The 21,974-nt window shown below is 38.2% G+C and carries 14 protein-coding genes and 1 tRNA gene; 4 read left to right on the forward strand and 11 right to left on the reverse strand.

Annotated elements, in window-relative coordinates; genetic code table 11:
* Nucleotides 1–5: 5 nt before the first annotated feature.
* Both HXT32_RS03790 and HXT32_RS03795 read left to right on the forward strand, forming a co-directional pair.
* Nucleotides 6–1,955, forward strand: a complete 1,950-nt coding sequence (locus HXT32_RS03790; protein ID WP_422118902.1) for an FAD-binding protein — start codon at nucleotides 6–8, stop codon at nucleotides 1,953–1,955.
* 114 nt (nucleotides 1,956–2,069) lie between these two features.
* A tRNA-Leu gene (locus HXT32_RS03795) sits at nucleotides 2,070–2,157 on the forward strand.
* 94 nt (nucleotides 2,158–2,251) lie between these two features.
* On the opposite strand, the gene HXT32_RS03800 is transcribed toward HXT32_RS03795, so the two are convergent.
* From HXT32_RS03800 to guaA, 11 genes are all read right to left on the reverse strand, one after another.
* On the reverse strand, nucleotides 2,252–2,983 hold the full coding sequence (locus tag HXT32_RS03800) for a GntR family transcriptional regulator (RefSeq protein ID WP_012914074.1): 732 nt from the start codon (nucleotides 2,981–2,983) through the stop codon (nucleotides 2,252–2,254).
* Between the two features lie 215 nt (nucleotides 2,984–3,198).
* The gene (locus tag HXT32_RS03805; protein ID WP_004111362.1) at nucleotides 3,199–4,587 is read right to left on the reverse strand and encodes a PTS ascorbate transporter subunit IIC; all 1,389 of its coding nucleotides are present in this window, start codon (nucleotides 4,585–4,587) and stop codon (nucleotides 3,199–3,201) included.
* Between the two features lie 709 nt (nucleotides 4,588–5,296).
* Nucleotides 5,297–5,980, reverse strand: a complete 684-nt coding sequence (locus HXT32_RS03810) for a response regulator (protein ID WP_004111361.1) — start codon at nucleotides 5,978–5,980, stop codon at nucleotides 5,297–5,299.
* Complete coding sequence (locus HXT32_RS03815) at nucleotides 5,973–7,202, reverse strand: sensor histidine kinase (RefSeq protein ID WP_004111360.1); 1,230 nt, start codon at nucleotides 7,200–7,202, stop codon at nucleotides 5,973–5,975. Before HXT32_RS03815 ends, HXT32_RS03810 begins: the two co-directional genes overlap by 8 nt.
* The gene (locus HXT32_RS03820; protein WP_004111359.1) at nucleotides 7,199–7,939 is read right to left on the reverse strand and encodes a hypothetical protein; all 741 of its coding nucleotides are present in this window, start codon (nucleotides 7,937–7,939) and stop codon (nucleotides 7,199–7,201) included. Before HXT32_RS03820 ends, HXT32_RS03815 begins: the two co-directional genes overlap by 4 nt.
* Nucleotides 7,936–8,688, reverse strand: a complete 753-nt coding sequence (locus HXT32_RS03825) for an ABC transporter permease (protein ID WP_004111358.1) — start codon at nucleotides 8,686–8,688, stop codon at nucleotides 7,936–7,938. The genes HXT32_RS03820 and HXT32_RS03825 overlap by 4 nt, the downstream gene beginning before the upstream one ends.
* A complete protein-coding gene (locus tag HXT32_RS03830) occupies nucleotides 8,685–9,626 on the reverse strand; it encodes an ABC transporter ATP-binding protein (protein WP_004111357.1) in 942 nt (313 codons plus the stop codon). Before HXT32_RS03830 ends, HXT32_RS03825 begins: the two co-directional genes overlap by 4 nt.
* On the reverse strand, nucleotides 9,619–11,709 hold the full coding sequence (locus tag HXT32_RS03835; protein ID WP_004111355.1) for a cysteine peptidase family C39 domain-containing protein: 2,091 nt from the start codon (nucleotides 11,707–11,709) through the stop codon (nucleotides 9,619–9,621). Before HXT32_RS03835 ends, HXT32_RS03830 begins: the two co-directional genes overlap by 8 nt.
* Nucleotides 11,696–14,401, reverse strand: a complete 2,706-nt coding sequence (locus tag HXT32_RS03840; RefSeq protein ID WP_103013981.1) for a DUF4135 domain-containing protein — start codon at nucleotides 14,399–14,401, stop codon at nucleotides 11,696–11,698. The genes HXT32_RS03835 and HXT32_RS03840 overlap by 14 nt, the downstream gene beginning before the upstream one ends.
* Nucleotides 14,402–14,435: 34 nt before the next feature.
* The gene (locus HXT32_RS03845) at nucleotides 14,436–14,567 is read right to left on the reverse strand and encodes a lacticin 481 family lantibiotic (protein WP_004111352.1); all 132 of its coding nucleotides are present in this window, start codon (nucleotides 14,565–14,567) and stop codon (nucleotides 14,436–14,438) included.
* 967 nt (nucleotides 14,568–15,534) lie between these two features.
* Nucleotides 15,535–17,097: a glutamine-hydrolyzing GMP synthase gene (guaA, locus tag HXT32_RS03850; RefSeq protein WP_064621521.1), complete on the reverse strand. Its 1,563-nt coding sequence runs from the start codon at nucleotides 17,095–17,097 to the stop codon at nucleotides 15,535–15,537.
* 402 nt (nucleotides 17,098–17,499) lie between these two features.
* On the opposite strand from guaA, the gene HXT32_RS03855 reads away from it, so the two are divergent.
* Entirely contained in the window at nucleotides 17,500–19,977 is a 2,478-nt protein-coding gene (locus tag HXT32_RS03855; RefSeq protein WP_004111342.1) for a phosphoketolase, read from the forward strand.
* Nucleotides 19,978–20,240: 263 nt separating this feature from the next.
* Nucleotides 20,241–21,947, forward strand: coding sequence for a phosphate acetyltransferase (pta, locus tag HXT32_RS03860; RefSeq protein WP_102703028.1), 1,707 nt, complete (start codon nucleotides 20,241–20,243; stop codon nucleotides 21,945–21,947).
* Nucleotides 21,948–21,974 lie beyond the last annotated feature (27 nt).

The following is a 21,974-nucleotide window of genomic DNA, read 5'->3' on the forward strand; positions in this document are numbered from 1 at the left end:
AAAGTATGCAATCAAGCGAATACTACGATGTTATTATTGTTGGCGCTGGAGCTGCAGGATTATCTGCAGCACTAGGATTAATTAAATCCGAAGAATACGCATGCATGAAAAAAGAAGGAAAAACACCATCAATTTTAGTGATTTCTAAAGTGCCAGCATTGCGTTCACACACGGGTTCTGCTGAAGGAGGTATAGCAGCAAGCCTTGGGAATGTAGAGCACGACAAATGGCAATGGCATTATTATGACACAGTTCATGGCGGAGATTGGCTAAGCGATCAAGATGCAGCAAAGCTACTTGCAAAAGAAGCACCAAAAACAGTTATTCAGCTTGAACATGATGGCGTAGCATTTTCTCGAACACAAAATGGATATATTAACCAACGCCGTTTTGGTGGACATACTGCTAATTTTGGAAAGAATCCAATTGAACGTACAGCTTTTGCTGCAGATCGTATTGGTCACCAAATTTTACATAGCTTATGGCAACAATGTGTTTCCGAGAATATTGTATTTGCTGAAGATTGTTACGTAACAGATGTTGCTATAAACGATCAAACTATGAGCGTTGAAGGAATTGTTGCATTTGATTTATCTGCAGGAAACTTGCGAGCAATAAAATCTAGATTCCTACTTTTAGCTACAGGCGGATCGGGAAGATTATTTGCAACAACATCTAATTCGTGGGATTTAACAGGCGATGGCATGGCTTTAGCTTTAAAAGCAGGATTACAACTTGAAGACTGCGAGTTCATTCAATTCCACCCTACTGGACTAGCTCATACTGGTATTCTGCTTTCAGAAGCAGCAAGAGCTGAAGGCGGCGTGCTTAGGAACTCAAATGGCGAAGCTTTTATGAAAAAATACGATGAAGTACATGCAGATTTAGCTCCAAGAGATGTTGTTTCTCGTGCAATTGCCCAAGAAATTCGCGAAGGCAGAGGTGTAAACGATTCAACAACTACGCAACAAAGCAATTCACATAACGATTGCGTTTGGCTAGATATGACACATATCAGCCGAGAAAATATGTTAGAATACTTGCCACAAGTCACAGAAACTATTGAAAAATATGCTCATCTTGACCCAACTTGCAATTTAGTCCCAATTCGTCCTACAGCTCACTACACAATGGGCGGAATACCGATAACTTTGGATGGAAAAGTATATAGATTGCAAAATAACAACCAAACTATTGTTTATGGTTTATACGCTGCCGGAGAATGCTCATGCGTAGGAGTGCACGGAGCTAATCGATTAGGAGGAAACTCCTTGCTTGACGCATGCCTTTTTGGAAATCGCGCGGGAGCAACAATAGCAAAAGAATTGAAAAACTTAAACAAGGATGACGAAACTAACAGTAACAAAACCAACGAAACCAACGAAACCAATAAAACTTTCTCAAATAATACTGCGCTACAAGTCTTATATAAACAAAGAAATAATGAGCTTAATCAGCTTATGAAAACAAGTGCGAATCAAGCTACAGATTTTACAGACAACAGCTATAACGACGAATTTTCACAAATAGAAGAAGAATATAATCCTTATAAATTATTTGCAGATTTAGGAAAAATCATGGAAAACGCTGTTGCAATATCATGTGACGAGCAATCAATTAAGGAAGCACTTAATGAAATACAAGAATTTATAGATCCTAAAATTCAGTCATTACACATCCATAGCAATAATTTAGTTTTTAACCAAGAAATTACTGCAATATGGGAAATAAAGAACATGTCACTACTTGCAAAGGCAGTATTGCAATCTTCACTTGCTAGACATGAATCTAGAGGTGCTTTCTTTAGAAGAGACTATCCAAAACATGATATTTCTTCATTGCCACAACACTCGTTCATTGACTTTGATGGAAACTTGGCAAAAAAGTCAGTGAATATTATTGATTTTAAACAAGATAGTAAAGGAGATTTTTATACTGAAAATAGCATAATTTAAAACTATTATTACTATTTTCATATATAAATATTTTGAAAATTCGTAATTTTTTCAACACGCCGAAGCGAAGAAGAAAAAAAGATGTTATAGTCTTATCTGTTGTCTAAAACACCTGTCCGGGTGGCGGAATGGTAGACGCGCTAGCTTGAGGTGCTAGTGCCTATTTGTTACAGGCGTGCGGGTTCAACTCCCGCTCCGGACACGAAAAAACCTTGCTGGAAAACCAGCAAGGTTTTATTGTTTTTTAACACAAAAATGGGCTAGCTAAGACATTCTTAGTTAGCCCTAAAGTTTAATTAAGCAGCATTTGAATGCAGGTGGAAACGAATCTCACCAGAATTTGGCGCATAAACAGATGCACCAAAAGCAATAATCGTACCAAACTTATCTTTTACAGTAGAATAAGCTGTAATTGCAGGAGTTCCAACTTCAAGGTTAAGTACTGCTGCAAGCCTGTCACATAGATTTTCTATATGCACAGACACTTCATTTTCTACAAGTTGAACAGCGTACGCTTTAAGCAAAAAATCAGATAACGACTCATCTGAAAAATCATGCGTCAAAATTTTAGGAAAACGAGAAGCAGGCAAATAGAGCACACTATAACGCGATAAAACATCGTCAACATAACGCAAGCGTTTCAAACATATCAATTCATCTACTGGATCAAGGCCTAAACGAGCAGCAGCATCTTCATCATGAATAACATCGTTTTCAATAACTTTTATTCTAATTTTTGCATCATTAGAATAAGTCTGCTCGTAAAATCCTTGCGCACGATCAGAAATTACTTCTTGACTATAACTAGGAATAATTGAAGAAGCTCGAAATGTTCCTCTACCCTGCTCACGAACAAGTAATCCTTCAGTAATAAGGTTATCGACTGCATGCCTCAAAGTAATACGGCTCACATTGTATTGTTTGCACAATTCAATTTCAGGAGGTAATTGTTCGTTCGCTTCCATAGAATCAATGCGAGCGCGTAGATTATCTCGCACAGCAATGTATTTAGGCACACCTTCGACCATTATCACTCTCCCCTAGCTAAACGCTAATATGAAAAAGCCGTTGATACTAGTTTGTGTAAAACACAGCATAGTAACAACGGCTCATGCAAAACTAATAACTCTGTTATCCTACCAGTCATACAATAAAATGTACAAATAAATAAGAAAATGAGTAAAAAAATTTTTAATTTTTATATGTATATACAATTATTTAATTGTATTTTTATTTTCTTTACTTATTTTATTTCTTCAACCTTTTCAAAATTATTAGAATCGCGTTTATTCATCAATATCGAAACAGAATAGAACAATATTAGTGCAATAAGTATTACAGAAATTAAAACAGTACGACCACCGACAATATTTGCGTGACCAAGTATTACACCAAATACACCATAATCCGCATCAGAATATGTAGAATTTGCGCTTCCCAAATCGCCAAGCACTGGCAAAAGGAACAACGGAAGGAAAGTAATAAAAAGACCATTAATAAATGATGCAGTCAAGCAACCACGTATTCCACCTTGACCATTACCGAATACTCCTGCAGCACCACCAGCCATGAAATGCGCAACAATTCCAGGAATAATAATTGTCGTTCCCAAAATCGCCATAAGCGTCATTCCAAGCAAACCGCCAAAGAAACTAGCTAAGAAACCAATAAGAACAGCATTAGGAGCAAAGCCAAAAGTCATTGGTGCATCTAAAGCAGGACGCGCATTTTTAACAAGCTTTTCCGATATTCCCTTAAAAGCTGGAACAATTTCGTCAAGAACAATCTGCACGCCTGCAAGAATAATATAAACACCTGCAGCAAAAGTTGCAGCCTTCAACATAACGAAAACAATGAAGTTTTGACTATTAGATAAATGTGTTTCGACATACGAAGATCCAGCAAAAAGTGCCACTACTATATAAATAACAGCCATAGAAAGCGTGATAAGAACTGTTGTATCACGCAAGAATCCCAATGCTGCTGGGAATTTAATATCCTCAGTTGACTTAGAAGGACGCTTTTTTGAAGCAGTAAGCTTTGCAATTAACGCACCTAAAGCAACACCAGTACCAGCAGGATGTCCTAAAGCAACATCATCTTTGCCTGAAGCTTTCTTCATAAACGGCTGCACCAGTGCTGGAGAAATTGTCGTAAACAATCCTTGAGCAATTGAACCCCATAAAAGAACTTCCCACATGCTAAATCCTGCAACATTAAATATAACTGCAAGCATACTTGCCATATAGAAAGCTACGTGACCCGTTAAATAGATAAATTTAAAACGAGAAGTAATAGAAAGAATAATATTAACAATCATTCCAAAGAAGAAAATAAGCGCAGATTCAGAGCCATACTTCAATAAAACAGTTCCAATAATTGCTTCATTATTCGGCACTACGCCTTGCACATGAAATGCGTATTGAAACATTTTGCCAAAGGGGTTCAACGCTTCAGTAATAACTCCAGAACCAGCTGCTAAAACAAGAAAACCAACAAGAGTACGGATTGATCCTTGCAAAATATCCGAGAATTTCTTTCTTTGCACTGCAAGCCCAATAAAAGAAATAAGCGCAACTATAACAGATGGCTGTCTGAAAATATCGAGCAGTACTGACAGAATTCCGTCCACGTAACTCTCCTTACCATATTAATCGATATAGTTTGAGCGGCTTACGCAATTATTGGCGGCAAAAATATCTTACAAACTTCGCAAACGATACCGTAGGCGAAACTATTCGAAATACACGATTAGTTTCGTAGCACAGTAAAACTACACATACAAAATTCACGGTTCCGCAATGAAGCAAAGTAGTAAGAGCTACTACGAGCAGTAGTTTTTATACCCAGCCAACAACTACTGTTACAGCTCATACTGTTGTTTCATGTCAAATTCATTATATCGTTTAAACATTATAAACAATTAAAATAACACTATTTATAACTAAAATATTTATTAAATATCAATAAAATTCGAAATTTTTACCTGTTTTTAGAAAATTCGACACACCAATATACAGAAAAAAGCACTCCATTTTCACGAAGTGCTTTATAAAATCAGTAATTATTACAGTTTTTAATGAAAATAAACATATGTTTTACTGTATAAACATATGTTTATATTTCGGTCAATAATTCTCATCAAAAACTGTCACTCCCACTTTTTCAAATATACAATACATATAAAACTGCTGAGTAAAATATTTTTAATTTTTAGCACAGTTCATACCACATAATTGTTTTTATCGTTTTTGAGTGCAAAACTATTAAATTTTTCGATTTATTTCGTAAATGTGAATTGTCTTACATATGTCTAATTAGAGTATGACTTTTATTTTTACTCAATTAGAAGTTTTTATCCATTCTATAGCTAGTTGCACGCGATCACGCATCCCCAGTTTTGCAAGAATACGAGAGACAGCTTTTTTGGCTGAATCAGGTTCAATAAAAAGCTTCTCAGCAATTTCTGCATTATTGAGACCACATGACACAAGGCTTACTATTTCAATTTCATGTTCTGTTAGAGCATCAAATTTAGCTCTAGCTATTTGCACATCTTGACTTGCACTGATTTGAGAAACATGACGAGCTAATATCTTTCCTGTTATTCTTGGAGTTAGCACAGCATCTCCTGCATTAATAGCTTCAATAGCAGATATAAGTTGCGGTCCGCGCACATCCTTTAGTAGGAAACCGGAAGCTCCAGAACTTAGCATTTTAAATGCATAGTCGTCATAATCATAAGTAGTAAGTGCAAGAATCTTAATATTTCTGTATTTAGTTTTAATATGTTTTGTCGCAATGATCCCATTCATAACAGGCATCCTAATATCCATAATTATTATTTCCGGCAACTGCTCACCCGATGCAGATAACCTTTCAAGCATATCTAATGCAACTAGCCCGTTTTCACAAGATCCTATGACAGTACATGTAGCAGATTTGTTAATTATCATTGAAAATCCATAACGGATAGCTTTCTGATCATCGACAATAATAACTCGGATTTTTTTGCGATCAATCATAGATATTTTCCTTTGGTATAATTGCATGCACTCTCCAGCCACCTCTAGCATAGACCCCTGCAGTAATAGAGCCTCCAATACTGACTAAATCAGCAGCGATATGAGCAAGACCATAACCAGTAGACGGAGTCTGTTCATGAATACCCATCTGTTTGCCATTATCAATTACAACAACTTCGAGTTCTCCTTTCAACGTTATGGTGATTTGAACACTAATTTCTGTAGCATGTGTAGCATGTTTCAAAGTATTCGTTATAGATTCGCGAATAATCCTGTATGCCCATTGAATTTGAACCCCCACTTCTGGAACTACTGGTGTTATTTCTAGCTGTGCACGTATTCCAAGTTTATTGATTCCTGCAACCAGTTCTTCAATATCGGTAATAGAATGTTCCTTATTACTATCTTGTTCTCCACCAGATATCGAGTTAACTAGAGTTCTCGTTTGCCGTAAGCCACTTCTAGCATATTCGTTGATAAGTTTCACTATTTCATGCTGTTTCACATCTAAATCATCATCTACTTGCAGACCCTCAGTTAGGCTAATAATTGCGGTAAGACAATGTCCAACAGAATCGTGTAGCACAGTTGCCATTCTCGTAGCTTTCTCATTAACTCGTGCTTGGGATTCACTCTCATGTAGTTCAGATAATATGGCTTGTTCTTGTTGTTTCTCTCTGACCTGATTTGCTCTCATTCGTATTAGAGCAGCAGTTAGAGATGTAAATACAAAAACAGAAATGGCAGGAATAATTAATTTCCTGCCGAAGACTACATATCCATAAAGAGTTGATAAGACAACTCCAGCACCTAAGGCTAATATACCTATTAACATTTTTCGCATATCAAGCAAACATATACCTGAAGAAGCCAGAATATACATGGTAAGCAATCCAATATTTACATCTCCACAATAGGCAGATATACTAGCGGCCATAAGAGATAAAGCAACAGAAATATGCCAATATCGGCGCCTACCAAATACTGCAATAGAAGTTAGCACAACCGTCATCCACACTATAATCGGATCAGCATCACTACGTAATCCAATTATTATTTGATAGATAGTCGAAAGTATTCCAATAATCCATACCGGCTCAGAGTTATTTATCCAAGCTGCATATATTTGGTCAAAGAACCCAAGCCGGTAACTACTTGAGGATATTCGTCTAGCGTTATAATCGTGATGAAATAAAGCTTTCTCACGCATATAAGTGCTCATAGCCTTGCTCGTTTGAATTGAACCTTTATGAATATCATTCCCAAAATTATCCACATTAGATTCATCATAACAGAGATAACAATCGAACCTACCGCATAAAAATCACCTATACAACGTACAGCACTTGCATACGCAAGAAGAGCCGGTGGATAAACAACAGATAATGCGGGTGCAACAATAGCCATTCCAAATCCTATGAGTGATGAAACCAACACAACTGTAACAATTGAAGAAAATCCTGAAAGGCGAACCCCAATACCCACTACAATCAGTTGCCAAGCTGTCATCGCTAATGCAATCGCAAATAAACGAGGAACTAGAGAAAATACATCAGAAATATGAAAATGAAGAAATATGCCAGCAACAAGTTGTAAAGTGCCAAACAGCAATACAGAAAACATAGAAATAACAAAGGAATGAAGCGTCAATGTTGTAATATACTTATTAACAACTCCAATAGCCTTTAAACGAGCAATATTACGGCCATTATGCTCATTAGACATTTTCTGCGCTTGCAGTGCACCAAGCAATATAGGAAAGAATAATGTCGTTGGCAACAACGCAGACTGACCCCATACTGCTAAATAGGTAACTCCTTGAGCCTTGAACTCTGCTTCATATGACTCATATTGACTAATTCCCATAAGCAATCCAAGAAAAGACGTACACAATAAAGCAATCCAATACCAAGTAATGTTATTTTTCCTACATTCCCAAGCAAATGTTTTTTTTATCATTGTTCCACCTTTCTAATTTTAATCAAAAACATGCACACACTAGACCAGAAAATCCCAACAATCACTGCTACTACGCCAAACAGTAGTGCTTCGGAGCTAATAGTAACCACGCCACCAGTTGAACCAAGTACCGGATTCGCAGCACTAACAATACCCCAAGGCAAAATCCAAGATAAATAATTTAAACCAGCAAATGGAAGTGCAGATGTACCTATAGCAGCAACCACAGCCATTCCAAGAGTCACACCTTGTTGTGAAAATTGTGTAGCAGCCCATGTATGTATAGCACTTACAGCAATCGCATCTCCTACCAGTGCAAGTAAAGCAGATAATGATATTATTGTAATGTTGTTTGGTCTATTAAATCCATATATTAACGATGATACGAGCGCTAATGCCAAAATGAAAACAGCAACTAGCGTAGTAATCATTATAGTTACAACAAGATTTGCACCAAACTGGCGACTAGCAGAAATTCCCATAGAACGCAGTTTAGTATCCATACCACCATCACGCGATGTGGTTACCACCCTAGAGGCGACAATTGCAGCAATAATCGGTAACACGTAGATAGCTAACATCATCACCTCATTCAATGCTAGCAAATAAAGGTGAATCTCTTTGGGGCCACGAGCACGTTTAGCAAGCGCTGCACCCAACCATAAGCCAACAACAGCAATGAATAATAATGTAATCAGCAAAATCTGTCGATGACGCAAACTTTTTAGCGTTAAAATAAACTGCTTCATTTTGCGACCACCTTTGATGTGTAAATTGGATCTGTTAGTTCTAAGAATGCTTCTTCCAAAGATTGACGAACCATTTGTACCCTATATACTTTCACATTTTGATTCACAAGATGTGCAACCAAATTTGCTACTACTTCATTAGATATAATTGGCAATATTAGGGATCTACTAGCCTCTTCCACTTTATAATCAATACCACAATTAGATAATAGAACTACTGCAGATTGCATATCAGAAACTTGTAGTTGCAAGTACCCTGCAGAACAAATATCCTGCATACGCCCCTCAAAGCGTAAAGTTCCTGCTGAGATAATCCCCACATAATCAGCCATCTGTTCAATTTCAGAAAGTATATGAGATGAAATCATCACCGTCGTACCACGGTTATGCGCCCAATTAACAATTAGCTGACGCATTTCTACTACACCAGCAGGATCTAAACCATTTGTTGGCTCATCTAAAATCAACACAGGTGGATTCGCTGCCAAAGCTAGCGCTATACCTAGACGCTGCTTCATTCCTAAAGAAAACGCTTTCACTGGTTTTTTACCAGTTATACCTGAAAGCCCAACCATGTCGAGTGCTTCTCGACCTTGAGCACGAACAATGCCAAGATAATCGCAAACCAAATCAACGTTCTCTAAGGCACTTAAATTAGGATAAAATGCCGGACCTTCTATCAACGATCCTACCAATAACCCCGGCAACACTTTCTTAGAGCTACCATTACTTGCAGAATTCCGAAACTCTACAATCTGACCACTTGAAGGTTTAACAAGACCAAGCAACATCTTCATAGTTGTTGATTTGCCAGCACCATTTGGTCCAAGAAAACCATAGATGCTTCCACGTGGAACATGAATAGACAAATCCCGCACTACAGCCTGATCACCATAGACTTTTGATAGTCTACAAGTTTCAATTGCGTACTTAGACATTAATATCTCCATTCATTTGTGATTTGTAATAATTTCGATACATTTCGCTACTATTCAATAGCTGCGAATGTGTACCAATTTCTGGTGATGCAATATCACTGAAAAATATAACTTTGTCTTGCGGTTTCAACATTCGCAAGTTGTGCGTAACTAACATAATTGATAATTGTTTGTTGTTTTTAAGATTCGAATGAATAGTTTTTATAAGTTCTTGATTTAACCCAATATAAGGCTCATCCAAAAAAACCCATCCGTTTTGAGCCGAAACAAGAGCGCGAGCAATAGCTAATCTCTTTTTTTCTCCACTTGACAAATTAGAAGCATTTTCCAACAATAAGGAATCCAATTTTAAAGGAAATTCTTTTATACGTTGATCTAAAGAAACTATTTCCAGTGCCGACCAAAGTAAGTTAGCATCTTTTTTATCATATTCACCCACAAGAAATTCTCGGATGGTAGATCCGCCTAAAGGTGTATCAGCTAACGAAACTCCAACTTTATCGTTAAAACTACTCGGCTGATACAACAGACCTTGATGAGGTATTAAACCAAGCAGAGTCTTAATAAAGGTTGTTTTTCCAATACCAGATCTGCCTATTAGAAATACCTTCTCTCCAGGAGTGAAATGAATAGTCCCATAATCTAAATGTTTATTTCCTGGTAAAGTTACGCTCAAATTTGTAGCAACTAATTCAGAGCTAGAAGAATCTTCGACAAATAATTGTTTAGGTTGCGTAGCAGTAAGGTCATTATTCCTATCTAGATTTTGTCGTACAGTTACATATCCAGTAAACGAGTTAAGCACATCTTTTAATCCTGATACAGATAGTGCTGCACATGATTGTATCATTAGCATTTCACCCAGGTTAACACTGCCCATTTTGAAACAAAATGCTAGATAAACGGCCAGAAAAATATTTGAAGCATATGTGAAAAAAGAAGAGAACGACTGAGCTAACGTAACTAGTTTTGTTAGCGATAGATAACTAGACGTTAGTGAATCATTTAATTGAATCCATTTATCTGCAATATAATTGGTTTTACGAGTAGAAATAAGAACAGCAATATCTTCAATATCATGTTGAATTCTAGTTGATAAGTTTTGCTGAGATTGAATAAAATCAAACGTCAATTCTTTTTGTCTATTAACAATGAAATAGTTAATGGTTGCAAAAAAAGCTAACCCTAAAAGTAGAACGACTGAAATAATAGGGGTAAAATAGGCTATGAATCCAAGAAGGACAGTAGAAGATATAGCTGAAAACAGTTGAGGAATGATTGCCTTTTGTAGCGTATCACGCACCGTAGTGCGTAAAGCTAACTTCTCGATTAAAGCACCTATGCTGGAACGTTCGAAATAAGATAATGGCTGTTGTGTCATTGATTTGATTAGACGATTTGAATAAGCCCTATCAAAATCTCTAGCCCCTTTTTCTAATGCTTTTACCTGCACAAAATAATTCAATACAGTAATTAGCCCTATACACCCTACTGCTATAAACAAATAGTTAAAACTATTGTTTTTCTCAACTATACAACGCAATAACGCAGCGTATAATAATGAAACACCTTGAATACAAATAAAAGAAAGCAGCATCCACAAAAAACCAGTTTTTGAAAATAAAGAAAAAACATTAGTTTTTTTCACAGGATCTTTTTTATCGATTTTCACTTTTGATGAAGAATCTTTAGAAATCGACAACACTGTTCCTGAAAAAATTCTACTAAGTTCATCAATACGAATACGTCTTATACCGTATGCTGGATCGTTTATAACTAAAAACTCTTTTTTTACTTTTGATAGCACAACATAATGATTGTTGATCAAATGTAAAATCAAGATTGAATCACTTTGCTTGGCATATTCCAACAACTCTAAAGAATTAATACGATATGCTTTTAACAGTAGACCATATTTTTCACATAAAGATCGCAAACTAGATGCTCGTAATCCATCAGACTCAAATAGGTAGTGTTCAGGATTAATCGAATATGGATCTCTGCTAATCCCATAAACAGACAAAACCATGGCAAAACATGCGAGTAAACAATCTTTTTCTGACTGTTGTTTAATCATTTTCATTTGCATCACTCCTTACTGGAATAAGAGGAAACAAAGTTGCTTTGTCATTAGAGAGTTCATCGAGGAACAATTTAATCCCGGCTAGTCCTGTCATAAGTCCTAAAGATTGAAAACGATTATTACCGAACCCACATCCAAAATCAACAATATAACGTAGGAATAGTTTAATCTGACGACTCAATTCAACACTTTGATTTACAGATAAAAGACCTTGCTTATCAAGAAATATTAGCAACTTAAGGTTACCTGAAATGCCATGGCACATAGAAAAACTTGTTAATGAATAAAAGCTAGAAAGAATATGTTGAATCCCTAAATGAATTTCTTCACGAGCTTTTTGACGTTCAAAATAATCTAGAAATCCTACTGTTTTATCCAATTCCAATAATAAATATCGGCTAAGAACCATACCAGTTGTTCCATTACACCAGTTAGCAGTTGGAATTGATGGAATATGACGCGTATCCACCCATAAACCACTTGCATTTATAAATGAATCATCTGTCTTTATAGCTTTTAATCCAAGATCGACGTATTCTTCGTTATGGAGAACTATTCCAGCCTTAAGAAGCGACAATCCTATGCCAGCATTACCATGCGCAAAGCTGGCATTAGCTTTTCTTACTTCATTTCCGATAGGCCATCGCAAAATCCCTTCTTCACAGATCATTTTTTTCTTTAAACTGTATGCAGCTTCTTGAATAAGAACATGCGTATAATCAGTGTTCATATCAGCCAAAGAAAAAATAAAACCCGCGTTCCCTCCAAGAACATCATGAACACTATCTTTTCGAACACAATTCAAGATTTCATTAATATTGCACGATAAAAATCGATTACGATCTTCACCAACAATCAAACGAGACATATAACTCAAATAAACTGAACTAGATGTAAATTGACCATTCTTATCATCGGGAAGACTATTTTTAAGAACAGTCTCAATACCGTCTCTTCCAGAATATAAATTACTGGAAACAACATCAATAACTAGATTGTCCCGATCATCAACATTGGCTCCAAACCAATATCTATTCTTCGAATTATGTTTATCAATTACAGCATACTTTGTAAAGAATTCTTCAATACTAAAAGATAAATCGGAAGCTATCTGTGTTTGTGACTTTAGCGCAATTAAACTATTTTTTTTGCAAGTCTCACAATAGGTTAACCATTGCGTGTTTTGCACTGTAGCTACACCTTTAAGAGAAAACTCAATCACATCAACTTGAAATTTAAGATCTTTTGTATTCAGCCTTTCAAGTTGTTGTTTCATTAAAGTAATGGGAGTCAAAGAAAGCTCACATAGTAGCTGTTTATTCCCACCATAAAGATCTTTTGAATTTGCTCTACAGTAAAAGGACGGAATAAGTCCAACTTCTAGAACCGAACGCTCGTAGTCAACTAAATTTGAAGATAAAATACCATACTTCTTTTCGCAAAAAATCTTCCAAATATATTCCTTACGTTCTTGAAAACGATATGATTTCAACGCCTCTATAACAGCAGCATATTCTCGGGTATTACGTAATAAAATTCTACTTTCGATAGATGTAGCAACACTTTCTAACTTAGCAATCAACTCCTTACGCACTTTAAGAATAGCTGTATACGTATAATGAAAACCATCTAATATATCATCGTAATAATCTTCCCATGCCAAATTTTCTTCACCATCATATTTACTTAAGAAGGGAGAGGCAGTGTTAGTAGAGACTATTCTATCTTTTCTCTCAAACCTCATATCTAAAGTTCCTATATCAACCAGTTCCTTAACAGATCTAAGTATTCTCTTTGAAGATATAGCACCAACATCATCACGCTCAGATTGATTTGCAGCTAGTGGAAGCATTCCTGTCATAAGAACACTGTTATTTATCCGCTTCAATAGTTTATAATTAAAACTAACATCATTCTTGCGATAACTTTCATTTATATTTAACGCACCTAGTGTCTCATAATCAATAATTACAGGATATTCTCCATGAGCAATAATATTTTCATAATGCAAATCGCTCATACGCAACGCATAAGCCAAACACATAATTTGTCCAAATCTCCGGTAGTATCTTGAAGCCTGTTCTTTTGATGATAATGGTTTGCGATCAATAGATTCATACCAAGAATGATCCCCCAAATTTAAACTTTTTGGCCAAACCAAATCCAATATTTTCTCATCTTCAGATATTAAGCTCCATAGAACTTCCAATACTTGTAAATTACCATTTGAGCCACGCTTCAAATACAACTTAAAGTCTTTTGATTCTACTAGGAAAGAAGGAGGTGTTTCATGTAAATCACCGCAAACTTTAGTTAATATTTTATTATTCTTATTGAAAGAATAATTGAAAACCTTGTTTATCTGATGAACATCACTATGCAAACAACCTGTAACCCATTTTTTATATTCTTTCTTTTTTAATTCTAGTTTTGCTACATTTTCTAGCCTATGCCTTGCTAAATGCATGAATTCTGAAAAGAAAGTATCATCATGCTCTAAACGACTGATGAAATCAGCAAAAGACGGTTTCCCATTCTTGGCTTTATAGTTCGCTAGGAACAGTACTATCGTTGGCCCAAGCACATGCTCCAGCTCCAGATTAGAAGTATCTATAAGACGAATATCAGCACTTCTAACTTTTTCGAATACACCATTAAACTGATATAGCTCATTGGTTTCATCAGTAACCATTTTAGGTGAAATCCTTCCTAACTTCTTTATGGTCTTAACAGCAGGTTAACAAGAATTGCCAAGTGTTCATATGGCATTCATGAGTCAATGTATGCATGACTCCATCTCCAGCACCGAGAATTTCATCTAATTCAGCATCTGTAATCTCAACAAGTACATCTTTCATGTTCGTCTCCTTTGAGGTATCCAAATAAAATAATGTAGTCAATAGAGATTAGGAAGAACTTCACCTATTCCTAGTTACTTAGGACAATTTAATAATCACAAATATAAAAGTGCCTATCCATCAACATGCATATTTTGTCCACTATAGGGTACATGTAGTTCTATGCATAAGATATATATCTTCATGTTAGTTTTTGATACATGCAACTCACCTAGGCTATTGAATACACAGCATCATAAACATTCCTCATACTAAAATGATAGCTTTTAAAACATATCTACAAATAACTTCACCACTCAACAACGTTAGGGATCCTCTTCAAACAATACAGGAATAGCTAAGTTTGTCATAGCCTATGTCTTTGCAAAATAAAAACCTCTAGAGTAAAACACCAACTATTAATGATCCGTGCACACAACTCGGATTATAGGCGAAAAAAATTCGATGAGGACCAGACAAAAGACAACTTTTATTGAAAACTCCCATTTATAAGAGTATAAAAAACTTTTCATATTACTTTTGCAAAACAGCAAACAAAGAATCATAATATTTAAACAACAAATATAAACAATAATTCAATCTATAGATTATAGATAAATATCTATTAATTGATACGTATTATCCAAGATCTTTACCAATACAGAACTAATTATAATCATGATACATCAAATAAGAAATGAAAAAGTTACAATACAAAATCATTAACAGATATACTTTCTGCAACTCACTCTGATACTACATGTGCCCCTTTTCTAAACATTTATAGGAAAGGGGCACACATATCCACGTCATTTTAAAAACACACTGGTAATAGTAAACGCGACTCATAAAATAAAACTTCTAAAATTAAGCATGCTACTTTTGAAAGTCATTGACAATCTATTTCAGTTATAAACAAATTAATTTATATAATCTTAATTTAAGAAGACTTAAATAATCGTTACAGATTACATATTTACTTTGACGGTCACTCCCACTCAATCGTGGCAGGCGGCTTAGAAGTTACATCAAGCACTACACGATTAATTTGACGACATTCATTCGTGATTCGAGTAGAAATATTTGCCAATACATCGTAAGGCACACGAGACCAATCAGCTGTCATGGCATCCTCAGAGCTCACAGGACGCAAAACAATTGGAGAACCATATGTGCGCTCATCACCCTGAACACCAACAGAATGAACATCAGCAAGCAAAACAACTGGGCATTGCCAAATATCGCGATCCAATCCAGCTTTAGAGAGCTCTTCGCGCGCAATAGCATCTGCTTCACGAAGAACAGCTAAGCGTTCGCGTGTAATCTCACCCACAATACGAATACCTAAACCAGGACCCGGGAATGGCTGACGCCAAACAATTTCATCTGGAAGTCCAAGCTCAGTTCCAATAGCACGAACTTCATCCTTAAACAAAGTACGCAAAGGTTCAATAAGCTTAAACTTCAAATCTTTTGGCAAACCTCCAACATTGTGATGAGATTTGATATTTGCAGCACCATCACCACCACCGGACTCAACTACATCCGGGTAAAGTGTGCCTTGCACAAGGAACTTAACTTCAGCTCCAGTTTTACCAGCTTCTTCAATAACTTGACGCTGAGCTTTTTCAAAAGTGCGTATAAACTTTTCGCCAATAATCTTGCGCTTGCGCTCCGGCTCACTCACGCCTTTAAGTGCGTTCAAAAAGTCATCTTCTGCATCAACTGCAATAAGTTTAATGCCTGTTGCTTCAACAAAATCATGCTTAACCTGCTCAACTTCGCCTTTACGAAGCAAACCGTGGTCAACAAAAACGCAAGTAAGCTGATTGCCAATTGCTTTATGCACCAATGCTGCAGCAACAGCAGAATCTACGCCACCAGAAAGACCACAAATAACTTGTGCATTCCCAACTTCTGCGCGAATCTTAGCAACCTGATCTTCAATAATGTTAGAAGGATTCCAATTATTATCTAATCCTGCACACTTATGTAAGAATGTAGATATAAGTTCCTGACCCAATGGAGTGTGTTTAACTTCTGGATGCCATTGCACACCGTAAAGTTTGCGACTTTCGTCTTGCATTGCTGCAACTGGAGCACCTTCTGTGTGAGCCAAGACCGTAAAACCTTCTGGAGCACGCTTAACAGCAACACCGTGACTCATCCAAGTATTCTGCGCAGATGGAGATCCGGAAAGTAAACCTTCAGAATCATCAATAGTTGCAGCAGTCTTGCCATACTCACCAAGTGCAGCTTTATCGACATCGCCACCAAGCTCATGAGCCATTACCTGGAAGCCATAGCAAATACCAAGAACCGGTACACCTGCTTCAAAAATCTTTGGATCAATGTCAGGAGCACCTGGTTCATAAACAGAAGCAGGACCACCTGAAAGAATAATAGCTTGAGGATCCTTAGCAAGCATTTCGTCAACTGGCATAGAGTGAGGAACAAGTTCTGAATACACATTTGCTTCGCGCACTCGACGAGCAATAAGCTGAGCGTATTGAGCGCCAAAATCAACGACAAGCACTGGTCCTTTTGCCATGATTCTCCTTATATATAAGTTCTAATACGATTCAACTTATAATAGTGAAACTTTGCGACGTTACGTAATTACAAAACGCCGAAAATTAAACACAAAAGTTACACGTACAGTCTAACACTGCAAAATAACGTTGACAGATTTTTGTGCGAAACGCTTAACTATAAAGTATAAAATGAACATTAAATATAACATAATCTATACAAATGGCTCATTTTTTACGCACATAATCACACATTTTTTCAACACAAATGCACGAAGAAGTAACCAAACGAACAAAAGTCAGACGCTGGCACTATACTGAAACGGATGGAAAAAGAGCTGTAATACATTTGTTTTCCAGTCTCTATAACCAAATGGTAATGATCAAATTGCACTGAAAAGTGCTTGAGTACAGGAGTACACATGACGAGTCCTGTTATTGGCACACCTTGGAAGAAGCTCAACGCTCCAGTTTCCGAGGCAGCTATCGAAGGCGTAGACAAGTACTGGCGCGTTGCCAACTATCTTGCAATTGGCCAAATTTATCTTCGCAGCAACCCTCTAATGAAGGAGCCGTTCACTCGCGAAGATGTTAAGCATCGTCTGGTGGGCCACTGGGGCACCACTCCAGGTCTTAACTTCCTTATTGGCCACATCAACCGTTTCATTGCTGACCACCAGCAGAATACCGTGATTATCATGGGTCCAGGCCACGGCGGCCCAGCTGGTACTGCTCAGTCCTACCTCGACGGTACTTACACTGAGTACTATCCAAAGATTACAAAGGACGAAGCTGGTTTGCAGAAGTTCTTCCGCCAGTTCTCTTACCCAGGCGGTATTCCTTCTCACTTCGCTCCTGAAACCCCAGGCTCCATCCACGAAGGTGGCGAGCTTGGTTATGCACTCTCCCACGCTTACGGCGCTGTTATGAACAACCCAAGCTTGTTCGTTCCAGCAATCGTTGGCGATGGTGAAGCTGAGACCGGTCCTTTGGCTACCGGTTGGCAGTCCAACAAGCTTGTGAACCCACGTACCGATGGTATCGTGCTTCCAATCCTGCACTTGAATGGCTATAAGATCGCTAACCCAACAATTCTTTCCCGTATTTCCGATGAAGAGCTTCATGAGTTCTTCCATGGCATGGGTTACGAACCATACGAGTTCGTTGCTGGCTTCGACGATGAGGATCATATGTCCATCCACCGTCGCTTCGCTGACATGTTCGAAACTATCTTCGATGAAATTTGCGATATTAAGGCTGAGGCTCAAACTAACGATGTAACTCGTCCTTACTACCCAATGATTATCTTCCGCACTCCAAAGGGTTGGACCTGCCCGAAGTTCATCGATGGCAAGAAGACCGAAGGTTCTTGGCGTGCACACCAGGTGCCACTGGCATCTGCTCGCGATACCGAAGCTCACTTCGAGGTTTTGAAGAACTGGATGAAGTCCTACAAGCCTGAAGAGCTCTTCGATGAAAAGGGTGCTGTTAAGGAAGACGTTCTTTCCTTCATGCCAAAGGGCGAACTCCGTATTGGCGAAAATCCAAACGCCAATGGTGGTCGTATTCGTGAAGACTTGAAGCTTCCAAAGCTTGAAGATTACGAAGTCAAGGAAGTTAAGGAATTCGGTCACGGCTGGGGTCAGCTCGAAGCTACCCGTCGTCTTGGTGTTTACACTCGTGACATCATCAAGAACAACCCAGATTCCTTCCGTATCTTCGGACCAGATGAGACTGCTTCCAACCGTTTGCAGGCTGCTTACGAAGTAACCAACAAGCAGTGGGATGCTGGCTATCTCTCCGGCTTAGTCGATGAGCACATGGCTGTTACCGGTCAGGTCACCGAGCAGCTTTCCGAGCATCAGATGGAAGGCTTCCTCGAAGGTTACTTGCTCACCGGTCGTCACGGCATCTGGAGCTCCTACGAGTCCTTCGTACACGTTATCGACTCCATGTTGAACCAGCACGCAAAGTGGCTTGAGGCTACCGTTCGTGAGATCCCATGGCGTAAGCCAATCTCCTCTGTGAACTTGTTGGTGTCCTCTCACGTATGGCGTCAGGATCACAACGGCTTCTCGCACCAGGATCCAGGCGTAACCTCCGTGCTCTTGAACAAGACCTTCAACAACGATCACGTAATCGGCATTTACTTCCCAGTAGATTCCAACATGTTGCTTGCTGTTGCTGAAAAGGCTTACAAGTCCACCAACATGATTAATGCTATCTTCGCTGGTAAGCAGCCAGCTGCTACTTGGTTGACTCTCGACGAAGCTCGCGAAGAGCTCGAGAAGGGTGCTGCTGAGTGGAAGTGGGCTTCCAACGCTAAGAACAATGACGAAGTTCAGGTTGTTCTCGCTGGTGTTGGCGATGTTCCACAGCAGGAATTGATGGCAGCTGCCGACAAGTTGAACAAGCTTGGCGTTAAGTTCAAGGTTGTTAACGTTGTTGACTTGCTCAAGTTGCAGTCCGCTAAGGAAAACAACGAAGCTTTGACTGACGAAGAGTTCACTGAGCTCTTCACTGCTGACAAGCCAGTCCTCTTCGCTTATCACTCCTATGCACATGACGTTCGCGGCTTGATTTATGATCGTCCAAACCACGATAACTTCAACGTTCATGGCTACAAGGAGCAGGGCTCCACCACAACGCCATACGATATGGTTCGTGTGAACGACATGGATCGTTACGAGCTTACCGCTGAAGCATTGCGCATGGTTGACGCCGCTAAGTATGCCGACGAAATCAAGAAGCTCGAGGACTTCCGCCTCGAAGCCTTCCAGTATGCAGTCGACAAGGGTCTTGATCACCCAGACTACACCGATTGGGTATGGCCAGGCGTTAAGACCGACAAGCCAGGCGCTGTCACCGCTACCGCTGCAACCGCAGGCGATAACGAGTAGTTTTAAGCTGATAAAGTTAAAACTGGTTAGCTAAAACATTTCGGGAGTCAATCGAAAGATTGGCTCCCGTTTTGTGTATTAAAACAAACAATGCAATAAAACTAGTTATACGCAAAATAAATTACATTTATAATTACTATTTTGTGCGTGTACAACATAGATAAGCCGTACAATAGAAAAAGTTTGTTTATATTGCAAAATGCAAAACTTACATTAACAATATAAACCTAGCAGTAACACGAAGTATCAAAGGAGAACGCATCGTGTCGCATATTAATGTAACAATTATCGGCAACGAAGATATGTACGGCAGAAATGCTGTTGCATTCGGAATAACACATATTCTGTCTAATAACTACAGCACTACTGTTTTTCGTCCATGCGCTCAACCAAACGACACTTTTACTAAGCAACTTTTGGGTATCACAAATACTTCAACGAAATTAGAGCAAGTTATTGCAACAACTCCAGAAATAGTTAGAACAAATAAAGACACAGTGCGAGGAGATATCGTTGCGCGCTATAACGAATTGTTGCAATCCACCTCTGCTCAAGCTTCTATTATTGTTTCTAGTGACGCAAACCCAGCATATGATCCAGAACTGTTTTCTTTCGACGCAACTGTTGCAGCTGACTTGGCATCACCTGTTTTTCTCACAGTTTCAGCTCAAGGCAGAAACTCACAACAAATTTTACAAACTATAGATTCTGCAAATGCTTGTGTTCTTAAATCATGCACACAAGTTTTAGGAGTATTTGTTACAAACTGCGATCCAGAACTTGGAGCTGAGTTAATGCGTGACTATAGCTCTAGGAATTATGCAAACTCAAACGACGAAGCATCCCGAGTAAGCCAAACTCCATTATGGGTTTTGCCATCAATAGATGAAGAAACTAAAAATTCTTCATTAGAAACATTCGTAAATTGCGTTCGAGAAAATGATGTTCTTAATGCTCTCCACCAACCATTTAAAGTTCCAACTACACCTTATGCTTTCCAATACAGTTTATTAGGGAAAGCAAAAGAAAATAAGAAAACTATAGTTCTTCCGGAAGGAGAAGAAGATCGTATTCTTAAAGCAGCAAACTATTTGCTAGAACGTGATATTGTAAATCTAATTATCATTGGAGAACGCGAATCTATTCTTGCTCGAGCAGAAGAACTAAATCTCAATTCTCTTTGCAAAGCTAGTTTCCAATCTATGCACGATGAAGCAATGCTAAGCCATATGATTACAAAACTTTGCGAATTAAGAGCAAAGAAAGGAATGACAGAAAAGCAAGCGCGTGAACAATTAACAGATGCAAGCTACTTCGGCACCATGCTAGTAGTACTAGGTCAAGCAGACGGTCTTGTTTCTGGTTCAGTTAATTCAACCGCTAACACTGTACGTCCTGCTCTTCAAGTTATCAAAACTAAGCCTGGTTCTAAGCTGGTTTCTGGAGCATTTCTTATGTGCTTCAAAGATCACGTATCTGTATTTGCAGATTGTGCAATCAACCCAAATCCTAGTGCAGAACAGCTTGCTGATATTGCTATTCAGTCTGCACACACTGCTGAGACTTTCGGACTCAACCCTAAAGTTGGAATGCTATCCTATTCAACGCTTGGTTCAGGAAAAGGGCCAGATGTTGATACTGTAGAGGAAGCAACACGCATTGCGAAAGAAAAAGCACCTGATTTAGCAATTGTTGGATCTATACAGTTTGATGCAGCATGGTCTCCTACAGTTGCTGCAGCAAAAGCAAAAAATAATAGTATTGCTGGTCATGTGAATGTATTTGTATTCCCTGATTTATGCGCAGGAAATATCGCTTATAAAGCCGTGCAACGCTCTAGCGGAGCACTGGCTGTTGGTCCAATTTTGCAAGGATTAAATAAGCCTGTAAATGATTTGTCTAGAGGAGCTTTAGTACAAGATATTATTAATACCGTTGCTTTAACCGCGTTAGAAGCACAATCAGAATAAACATAATAAAGCTCCTAAAACAGCACC

Source organism: Gardnerella sp. DNF00747 (genome assembly GCF_049262675.1).
Classification (GTDB): domain Bacteria; phylum Actinomycetota; class Actinomycetes; order Actinomycetales; family Bifidobacteriaceae; genus Bifidobacterium; species Bifidobacterium swidsinskii.

Bases quoted from the DNA above. Each gene is read 5' to 3' on its own strand.
- HXT32_RS03790 (WP_422118902.1), top strand. From the start codon at position 6: ATGCAATCAAGCGAATACTACGATGTTATTATTGTTGGCGCTGGAGCT.
- HXT32_RS03800 (WP_012914074.1), bottom strand. From the start codon at position 2,983: ATGGTCGAAGGTGTGCCTAAATACATTGCTGTGCGAGATAATCTACGC.
- HXT32_RS03810 (WP_004111361.1), bottom strand. From the start codon at position 5,980: ATGATTGATCGCAAAAAAATCCGAGTTATTATTGTCGATGATCAGAAA.
- HXT32_RS03815 (WP_004111360.1), bottom strand. From the start codon at position 7,202: ATGAGCACTTATATGCGTGAGAAAGCTTTATTTCATCACGATTATAAC.
- HXT32_RS03820 (WP_004111359.1), bottom strand. From the start codon at position 7,939: ATGATAAAAAAAACATTTGCTTGGGAATGTAGGAAAAATAACATTACT.
- HXT32_RS03825 (WP_004111358.1), bottom strand. From the start codon at position 8,688: ATGAAGCAGTTTATTTTAACGCTAAAAAGTTTGCGTCATCGACAGATT.
- HXT32_RS03830 (WP_004111357.1), bottom strand. From the start codon at position 9,626: ATGTCTAAGTACGCAATTGAAACTTGTAGACTATCAAAAGTCTATGGT.
- HXT32_RS03835 (WP_004111355.1), bottom strand. From the start codon at position 11,709: ATGAAAATGATTAAACAACAGTCAGAAAAAGATTGTTTACTCGCATGT.
- HXT32_RS03840 (WP_103013981.1), bottom strand. From the start codon at position 14,401: ATGGTTACTGATGAAACCAATGAGCTATATCAGTTTAATGGTGTATTC.
- HXT32_RS03845 (WP_004111352.1), bottom strand. From the start codon at position 14,567: ATGAAAGATGTACTTGTTGAGATTACAGATGCTGAATTAGATGAAATT.
- guaA (WP_064621521.1), bottom strand. From the start codon at position 17,097: ATGGCAAAAGGACCAGTGCTTGTCGTTGATTTTGGCGCTCAATACGCT.
- HXT32_RS03855 (WP_004111342.1), top strand. From the start codon at position 17,500: ATGACGAGTCCTGTTATTGGCACACCTTGGAAGAAGCTCAACGCTCCA.